The sequence below is a fragment of the Pseudoalteromonas sp. 5Ae-yellow genome (assembly GCF_014077565.1).
Classification (GTDB): Bacteria; Pseudomonadota; Gammaproteobacteria; order Enterobacterales; family Alteromonadaceae; genus Pseudoalteromonas.
In genome coordinates this window covers 1-6829 of sequence record NZ_JACGWD010000119.1, presented here as the reverse complement: position 1 = coordinate 6829, position 6829 = coordinate 1, and the positions used below count along the sequence as shown (strand labels likewise).

General features: G+C 39.1%; 6 protein-coding genes and 1 pseudogene. 5 read left to right on the top strand and 2 right to left on the bottom strand.

The genetic code is table 11. The features are described from left to right. Nucleotides 1-139: 139 nt before the first annotated feature. Nucleotides 140-592 (top strand): hypothetical protein, encoded by a 453-nt coding sequence (locus tag H4J63_RS19295; RefSeq protein ID WP_024599117.1) that lies wholly within the window; start codon nucleotides 140-142, stop codon nucleotides 590-592. A gap of 70 nt (nucleotides 593-662) precedes the next feature. Here the strand turns inward: H4J63_RS19295 and glp are convergent, their stop codons facing one another. Beyond that, nucleotides 663-1880, bottom strand: a complete 1218-nt coding sequence (glp, locus tag H4J63_RS19290) for a gephyrin-like molybdotransferase Glp (protein WP_182198041.1) — start codon at nucleotides 1878-1880, stop codon at nucleotides 663-665. Between the two features lie 96 nt (nucleotides 1881-1976). On the opposite strand from glp, the gene modA reads away from it, so the two are divergent. From modA to H4J63_RS19275, 3 genes are read left to right on the top strand one after another with little or no spacing between them, the layout of a single operon-like run. Continuing rightward, a complete protein-coding gene (modA, locus tag H4J63_RS19285; RefSeq protein WP_024606456.1) occupies nucleotides 1977-2678 on the top strand; it encodes a molybdate ABC transporter substrate-binding protein in 702 nt (233 codons plus the stop codon). Further along, nucleotides 2665-3342 carry a molybdate ABC transporter permease subunit gene (gene modB / locus H4J63_RS19280; RefSeq protein ID WP_007375247.1) on the top strand — a complete coding sequence of 226 codons (678 nt, stop codon included), beginning with the start codon at nucleotides 2665-2667 and terminating at the stop codon, nucleotides 3340-3342. Before modA ends, modB begins: the two co-directional genes overlap by 14 nt. Nucleotide 3343: 1 nt before the next feature. Continuing rightward, nucleotides 3344-4372: an ATP-binding cassette domain-containing protein gene (locus tag H4J63_RS19275; RefSeq protein ID WP_182198037.1), complete on the top strand. Its 1029-nt coding sequence runs from the start codon at nucleotides 3344-3346 to the stop codon at nucleotides 4370-4372. On the opposite strand, the gene moeB is transcribed toward H4J63_RS19275, so the two are convergent. Further along, the gene (gene moeB, locus H4J63_RS19270; RefSeq protein WP_182198035.1) at nucleotides 4373-5131 is read right to left on the bottom strand and encodes a molybdopterin-synthase adenylyltransferase MoeB; all 759 of its coding nucleotides are present in this window, start codon (nucleotides 5129-5131) and stop codon (nucleotides 4373-4375) included. It abuts the gene before it with no gap. A gap of 288 nt (nucleotides 5132-5419) precedes the next feature. On the opposite strand from moeB, the pseudogene H4J63_RS19265 reads away from it, so the two are divergent. Beyond that, nucleotides 5420-6705: pseudogene (locus H4J63_RS19265) on the top strand (MFS transporter); the annotation flags it as partial. Nucleotides 6706-6829: the final 124 nt, after the last annotated feature.

The window sequence follows — 6829 nt, the reverse complement described above, 5'->3', positions numbered from 1 at the left end:
ATTAAATTGCACTATAACGTCGTTAAAAATTTTTTATTTAGAACAACTAGATACAAAAATTTTTGCCTAGTTCTAGCGTAATTTTCTTAACGTTAAATAGACCCCATATATAAGCAGATTGGTATTAAAGGGATTTAAAATGAATAAAATTATTATTGGGTTTGCTTTTGCTATTTCATCATTTGGCGCATTTGCACAAAGTACTGATGATTGGCCAGAAGGCGGTGCAATGCACACGGGCAATACTTATAATTTAGAGGGCAATAGATACAAAACTAAAATCAGTAAAATGATGGATGAAATTTACCCGCAACTAACTGATGATTACCAAGTAGATGCAGTTAAAGCGCAAATAAAAGCATGGGAGCAGTATATAGATGCTACATGTAACGTTGTTGGCATAGCAACGGGTGCCGGTGGCTCTTGGCCCTCAACGTATAGTGTTAAATGCGAAAGAAGCCTAAGTTATGATAGATACTTTGCGACTAAAAATGCGCTGAAGTGTGTTAATAGGTTGAGCAAAGAAGAGTTTGTAGGACGTAGCGAAAAGTTAAACTGTTTAATCCAAACTCTAAACATAAAAATATTTTAAATTGGAGTAGCGCTACAGCTAAATTATACAGTTAGCTGTAGCATGTTAGGCTTTATAACACCTCAATACTTTATAGCAACTCAATACTTACTGTTGCGCCTTTTTCGATATTGCCGCTTTGCGCAGGCACTACAATTAAGCTGTTAGCTTTACTAAGCGACGAAAGTACACCCGAGCCCTGTTTATTAAACGGGGCAACCACTAAGTCACCTTGCTCGTTAATTGTTGCTGTACCGCGTTGAAAGTCAGCTCTGCCAGGGCGCTTTTTAATAACGGATGTAGTAACCGCGTTAAATCGCATTTTAGGATTTACTTCACCAAGACCCGACAGCTTTTGCAGTGCAGGCTCTACTAACTGATTAAACGTAACAGCAGCCGACACAGGGTTACCTGGCAAGCCAAAAAAGTAACTGTTACTTAGTTTACCAAAGGCAAAAGGTTTGCCTGGTTTCATGGCTATTTTCCAAAAGTGAATTTCGCCAATTTCGTTGAGCACTTCTTTAGTAAAGTCGGCTTCTCCAACCGATACGCCGCCTGAGCTTATTACGGCATCGGCAAGTTCGTTCGCTTTTAAAAATGCATTGGTGATGAGGTCTTTGTCATCAGGGATTATTCCTAAATCGATCACGTCGATATTTTTTTGTTGCAGCGCACTAATAATAACAGCGCGGTTGCTTTCAAAAATAGCGCCTTGCTTAAGAGGCTGACCAGGTTCTATTAGCTCATCGCCTGTAGAAAGCACGGCTATTTTTAGGGTTCTTACCACGTCTATATTGGCAATTCCTAAAGATGCAAGTAACCCCACATCAACGGCTTTTAATTTATCGCCTGCTTTTAAAATAACATCGTCTATTGCAATATCTTCACCAGCAAAACGTACGTTTTCATTTAGCTCTGGTTGCGCAATAAACGTAATTTTATCGCCATCTACCGAGGCGTTTTCTTGCATTACAACGCCGTTAGCGCCTGGTGCAATGGCGGCGCCGGTCATTATTCTTACGCATTGCCCTGGGGTAAGTGTTCCTTCAAAAACTTGACCTGCAAACACGCTGCCTACTTGTGTGTAGGTTAAGCTTTTATCTGAAATACACAGCGCATAGCCATCCATTGCTGAGTTGTTATGAGCGGGTACGTTTATAGTTGACTTAACATCGCTTGCTAAAACGCGATCAACACTTTGCATTATAGAAATGGTTTCAACGTCTTTAACAGGCGTTATTGTGCCAAGTATATTTTGTATTGCAGTTTCAATTGGTAATAAACCGGGTGCATTGCAAACATCGTTCATATATATTGCTTACTTAAATCATTTTATTTTGAAACAATACTTATAATGTCAAAGCTTTACAATACATGGTTGGGTTATTTTTTGTGTGTGATATGCATGCTTTCGTGCAGCGTAAACGCAAAAGAAACGCTGCATGTAGCCGTAGCGAGTAATTTTAAAACTGTATTGGAAACCCTACTAAAAAAATCCCCATTACCTAATGTTGACGTGAAAATATCAGCCGCTTCTAGCGGTGTTTTATATTCGCAAATAGTGCATGGCGCGCCATTTGATGTGTTTTTATCGGCCGACGATTTTCGCCCGCAATCGCTTATTAAAGAAGGTTATGCCGAGCAAAGTAGTTTGATCACTTACGCGTTAGGCGAACTTGCTTTGTGGCAACCCAAAGCTGAAAAAGTAAATGATAAAGTAGCCATTGCTAATCCGCGTTTTTCACCATACGGACGTGCCTCAGAGCACTACGCGAATAACCATTTTAAAAAACCAATAAATTATGTGTACGGGAATAATATTACGCATGCGTTTCAGTTTGTGCAAAGTGGTAATGTAGGAGTAGGGCTGGTGGCTGTTTCATCACTAAAGGCGGCTTACAGTAACACGCAAGATCAAAAATATTTAGATTACACCGTGCTGCCTACCAATCAATATCCCGATATAATTCAACAAGGCGTTATTATTAGCTCGACTAAAAAGCATGCTAGCGCTAAGCAACTTATGCAATTTTTAATGACGCAGGCTACGCAGCAGCAGTTAATTGAATTAGGTTACAGAATAAAGGATAACAATGCTTCAAAGTGATTTAACCGCGCTGTGGTTAACTATAAAACTTGCCTTTATAACCGCAGTACTCCTTCTTATTTTTTGTATTCCGCTGGCATACAAGCTCGCTGGCTATAACGGTAAATTTAAACCATTTTTAGAGGCATTAATTGCAATGCCTTTAGTGCTACCGCCTACATTATTAGGGTTTTACTTACTTGTTTTGTTTTCGCCTGATCACGCTTTTGGACAGTTTTGGTTTTGGCTAACGGGTACGCAGCTTGCGTTTAGTTTTCAGGGCGTGGTTATCGGCTCGCTTTTTTATTCGCTGCCTTTTGTAATGCAGCCGCTTGTGGCTGGGTTTAAACATATTAATCAAACCTATAACGAAGCTGCCATTGCGCTTGGGTTGAGCCCGTTTAAACGCTTTGTGCATTTAATTATCCCGCTTTTAAAACCCAGTATTGGTAGCGCGTTTGCTTTAGGTTTTGCGCATACATTGGGTGAATTTGGTTTGGTATTAATGATTGGCGGTAATATTCAGGGGCAAACACAGGTGGTGTCTATTGCGCTTTATGACCATGTTGAATCGTTAAATTATACGGCGGCGCATCAGCTTTCACTTATTTTACTGGCTATTTCGTTTGCCTGTTTAGTGCTGTTATTTAAGTTTAATAAAAGCATTGTAGGGGTTAAGCAATAACATGATTAAGTTAAGCCTTTTTAAAGCACTCAATAATTTTGATTTAGATATAAACCTTGAGCTTGAGTCGTTTAATGTATTGGGTGTTTACGGTCCTTCAGGCTCCGGTAAGTCAACATTACTGCGTTGTATTAGTGGTTTAGAGCCTGCAAAAAGTGTTCATATTAATAATCAGCCAGTGCATGAGTTGCCAAGTGATAAACGCGGTATAACGCTTCAGTTGCAATCGTGCCCGTTGTTTCCTCATTTAGATGTGGCAGGTAATTTAGCGTTTACACAAAAACACTGCGAAAATAAGCAAACCAGCTTAACGCTTCAATACGTTGTTAAAACACTTGAATTACAAGATTTACTAAATCGTGATGTACAAAGCTTATCGGGTGGCGAGCGCCAGCGTGTAGTATTTGCGCGCACTTTGCTTGCCGGTCAAAAATTTATAATGCTTGATGAGCCTTTTAGTGCGCTTGATTGGTCATTGCGTTTTAAAACGCTCAATAAACTCAATGAGTTAGCCGTTAAGTTTAATATTAAATTTATAATAGTAAGTCACTCATTAAAAGAGCTGCTATTTTGCTGCGATACCCTTATTCAGCTTGATAAAGGTAAGGTGATAAACCAAGGTGCAAGTGCGCACGTTGCAAAGGCTATTTACGCAAACGACAGGCAAACACCGCTGAGCTTAATTAATTACGATGTGGTTAAATTTGATAAAGACTACGGGCTATATCAACTGCAATTACAGCAAAGTGAGCAACCGCTTTTTGTGCTTCCTGCACTTGTCGATAGTAGTAATAAGCTAATTATAGAAAGTGAGCAAATGTCGCTTAGTGCGTTAAAGCCTGAGCAAATAACGCACAGTAATGTTTTAAGGTCGGTATTAACTCAAGCTGAGCTTATTAATAATAAGTGGCAGTTAACGCTTAATGTTGACGGGCAAACTTTGTATTGCTTGGCTTCAAGACGAGTGTGGGACAAAAACGACTTTAAAGTGGGCGATGTGCTTTATACAACAATCAGTAATCTAGAATAACTAAATACTGCACACCGCACATTGACTATTTTTAGCAATTTTAAAACGATTAAATTCCATGCTTAAACCATCTACCAGCAATAAGTGTTCGCTTAAGCCGCTGGGTAAACCAGCAAGCATTTTTAGCGCTTCAGTTGCCTGAATACTGCCTATTAACCCCACAATAGGAGAAAGCACACCAGATTCAGAGCAGCTTTGTGTTTGTTCACTAAAAAATTGCGATAAACAACCATAACAATGACTGTTTTCATCCATAGTAAAACACGCGACTTGTCCTTCCATACGTATTGCAGAGCCTGACACTAGCGGAACTTTAGCTTTAAAACAGGCGCTATTAAGTGCATTACGCGTTGCTAGGTTATCTGAGCAATCAATCACTATATCAATGTTATTAAATAGCTGTTCTGTAGAGGTATTTACATCAAAAAATGCCTCAATGGTGTTTATATCTATTTCACTATTAAGTGCGTTAAGCTGTTTTTTTGCAGCACTGCATTTTGAGCTACCAATATCACTTTCTTTATACAGTATTTGCCTTTGCAGGTTGGTCACGTCTATTTCATCGTTATCAATTAAGGCAAGCGTGCCAACGCCAGATGCCGCTAAATATTGACTTACCGCACATCCAAGCCCACCCACACCAACAATTAAAGCATGCGATTGCCATAGTTTCTCTTGTCCGTTTATATCAAGCTGCGGCAGCATAATATGCCGAGAATAGCGTAGTTGCTGTTGGTACGTTAACGGTGCTTTTTGCATTTTTAAATATCTCATACTTTTTTTGAACAATACCAATTTGTTAAATCCTAGAGCAAGTAGTAACGCTTTTTATTTGCACTGTAACAGCCCTTACCCCCTCACTCATATAGTGCAACTATAACGCATTAAAATAATAAATACATATAACTAGCTGAAATATATGGCTTTTAATTGGTGGCTCAGTAATTGCTGTGTTTGGTTAACTAAAATTTAACAAAATTTGAGCTACTACTCATATAAAAGAGTGGGGCATTTATAAAACAATAATACGTTTACGAGGAAATAAACATGCAACCGAGTTCTGGATTTAACTTAATATCCTTTAAAGGAAAAATGAAAGTATTACATCTAAGTTGGATGGTCTTTTTTGTGTCATTTTTTGTATGGTTTAACGATGCTCCTTTATTAGGTGCAATTGCGGGCTCGCTTGGTATTACCATGGCACAATTTAAAACATTACTAATTTTAAATGTAGCGTTAACTATTCCTGCCCGTGTTGTGGTGGGTATGCTGACCGATAAATTTGGTCCCCGGATTGTTTATGCCGCGCTACTTATTACCTGTAGTATTCCGTGTTTTATGTTTGCTATGGTAACCACATTTGAACAAGCCGCTATAGCGCGTTTTGCGCTAGGCTTTATTGGTGCTGGCTTTGTTGTGGGCATTCGTATGGTGAGTGAATGGTTTCCTGCTAACGAGCTGGGCATTGCAGAAGGTATTTATGGCGGCTGGGGTAACTTTGGTTCAGCAGCAGCGGCTATGTTATTGCCAATTATTGCACTTATGTTTGGTGGCGAAGATGGTTGGCGTTACGCTGTAGGTTTAACGGGTGTATTAAGCGTTATATTTGGTACTTAAATGTAACCGATACACCAAAAGGCGGTACATACTTTAAGCCTAAAAAAGTAGGCGCAATGGAAGTAACCAGTAAAGGCGACTTTGTATTACTTCTTATTATGAAAATCCCTATGTATGGTGCACTAGCATTACTTACTTGGAAGCTTTCACCAACCGGTGCTAACCTAATTTCGGCTAACTTTGTACTTGCCGTGTATGCTTTTTTAGTTCTGCTTTATATTTACGAAGTGTATAAAACCTTTGACGTAAATGGTCATATTTTTAAAGAGCCTGTACCTGAGTCGCATCGTTATGAGTTTAAGCAAGTGGCTGTTTTAAATATTTTATATTTTACAACTTTTGGTTCTGAGCTTGCGGTTGTATCTATGTTACCGCTATTTTTTATGGATGTGTTTGCGCTTGATATGGTGTACGCGGGTATTTTAGCCTCAGCTTATGCATTTATGAATTTAGCATCTCGCCCAGGTGGCGGTTGGATTTCAGATAAATTAGGTCGTCGTATAACACTTATTGTACTTACGACAGGTCTTGCTGTTGGTTATTTTGTAATGGGTTTGGTTGATGCATCTTGGCCTTTATGGCTTGCAGTTGTTGCGGCTATGGCATGTTCGTTCTTTGTGCAAGCAGGTGAAGGCGCTGTATTTGCCGTAGTACCGCTAATTAAGCGTCGTTTAACTGGGCAAATAGCTGGGATGACAGGTGCTTACGGTAATGTCATAGGTAAGATCTTAAGAAATTGAGTTGAAGCTCAATTCATGATCAAATGGTTATTACCACACAAACCACAGAATCAAGAAAAGAGCTTCAAATGAATGCTAACATTTTTATTAATAAGTTAAA

Coding starts and splice junctions, on each gene's coding strand:
- H4J63_RS19295 (WP_024599117.1), top strand. CDS start 140: ATGAATAAAATTATTATTGGGTTTGCTTTTGCTATTTCATCATTTGGC.
- glp (WP_182198041.1), bottom strand. CDS start 1,880: ATGAACGATGTTTGCAATGCACCCGGTTTATTACCAATTGAAACTGCA.
- modA (WP_024606456.1), top strand. CDS start 1,977: ATGCTTTCGTGCAGCGTAAACGCAAAAGAAACGCTGCATGTAGCCGTA.
- modB (WP_007375247.1), top strand. CDS start 2,665: ATGCTTCAAAGTGATTTAACCGCGCTGTGGTTAACTATAAAACTTGCC.
- H4J63_RS19275 (WP_182198037.1), top strand. CDS start 3,344: ATGATTAAGTTAAGCCTTTTTAAAGCACTCAATAATTTTGATTTAGAT.
- moeB (WP_182198035.1), bottom strand. CDS start 5,131: ATGCAAAAAGCACCGTTAACGTACCAACAGCAACTACGCTATTCTCGG.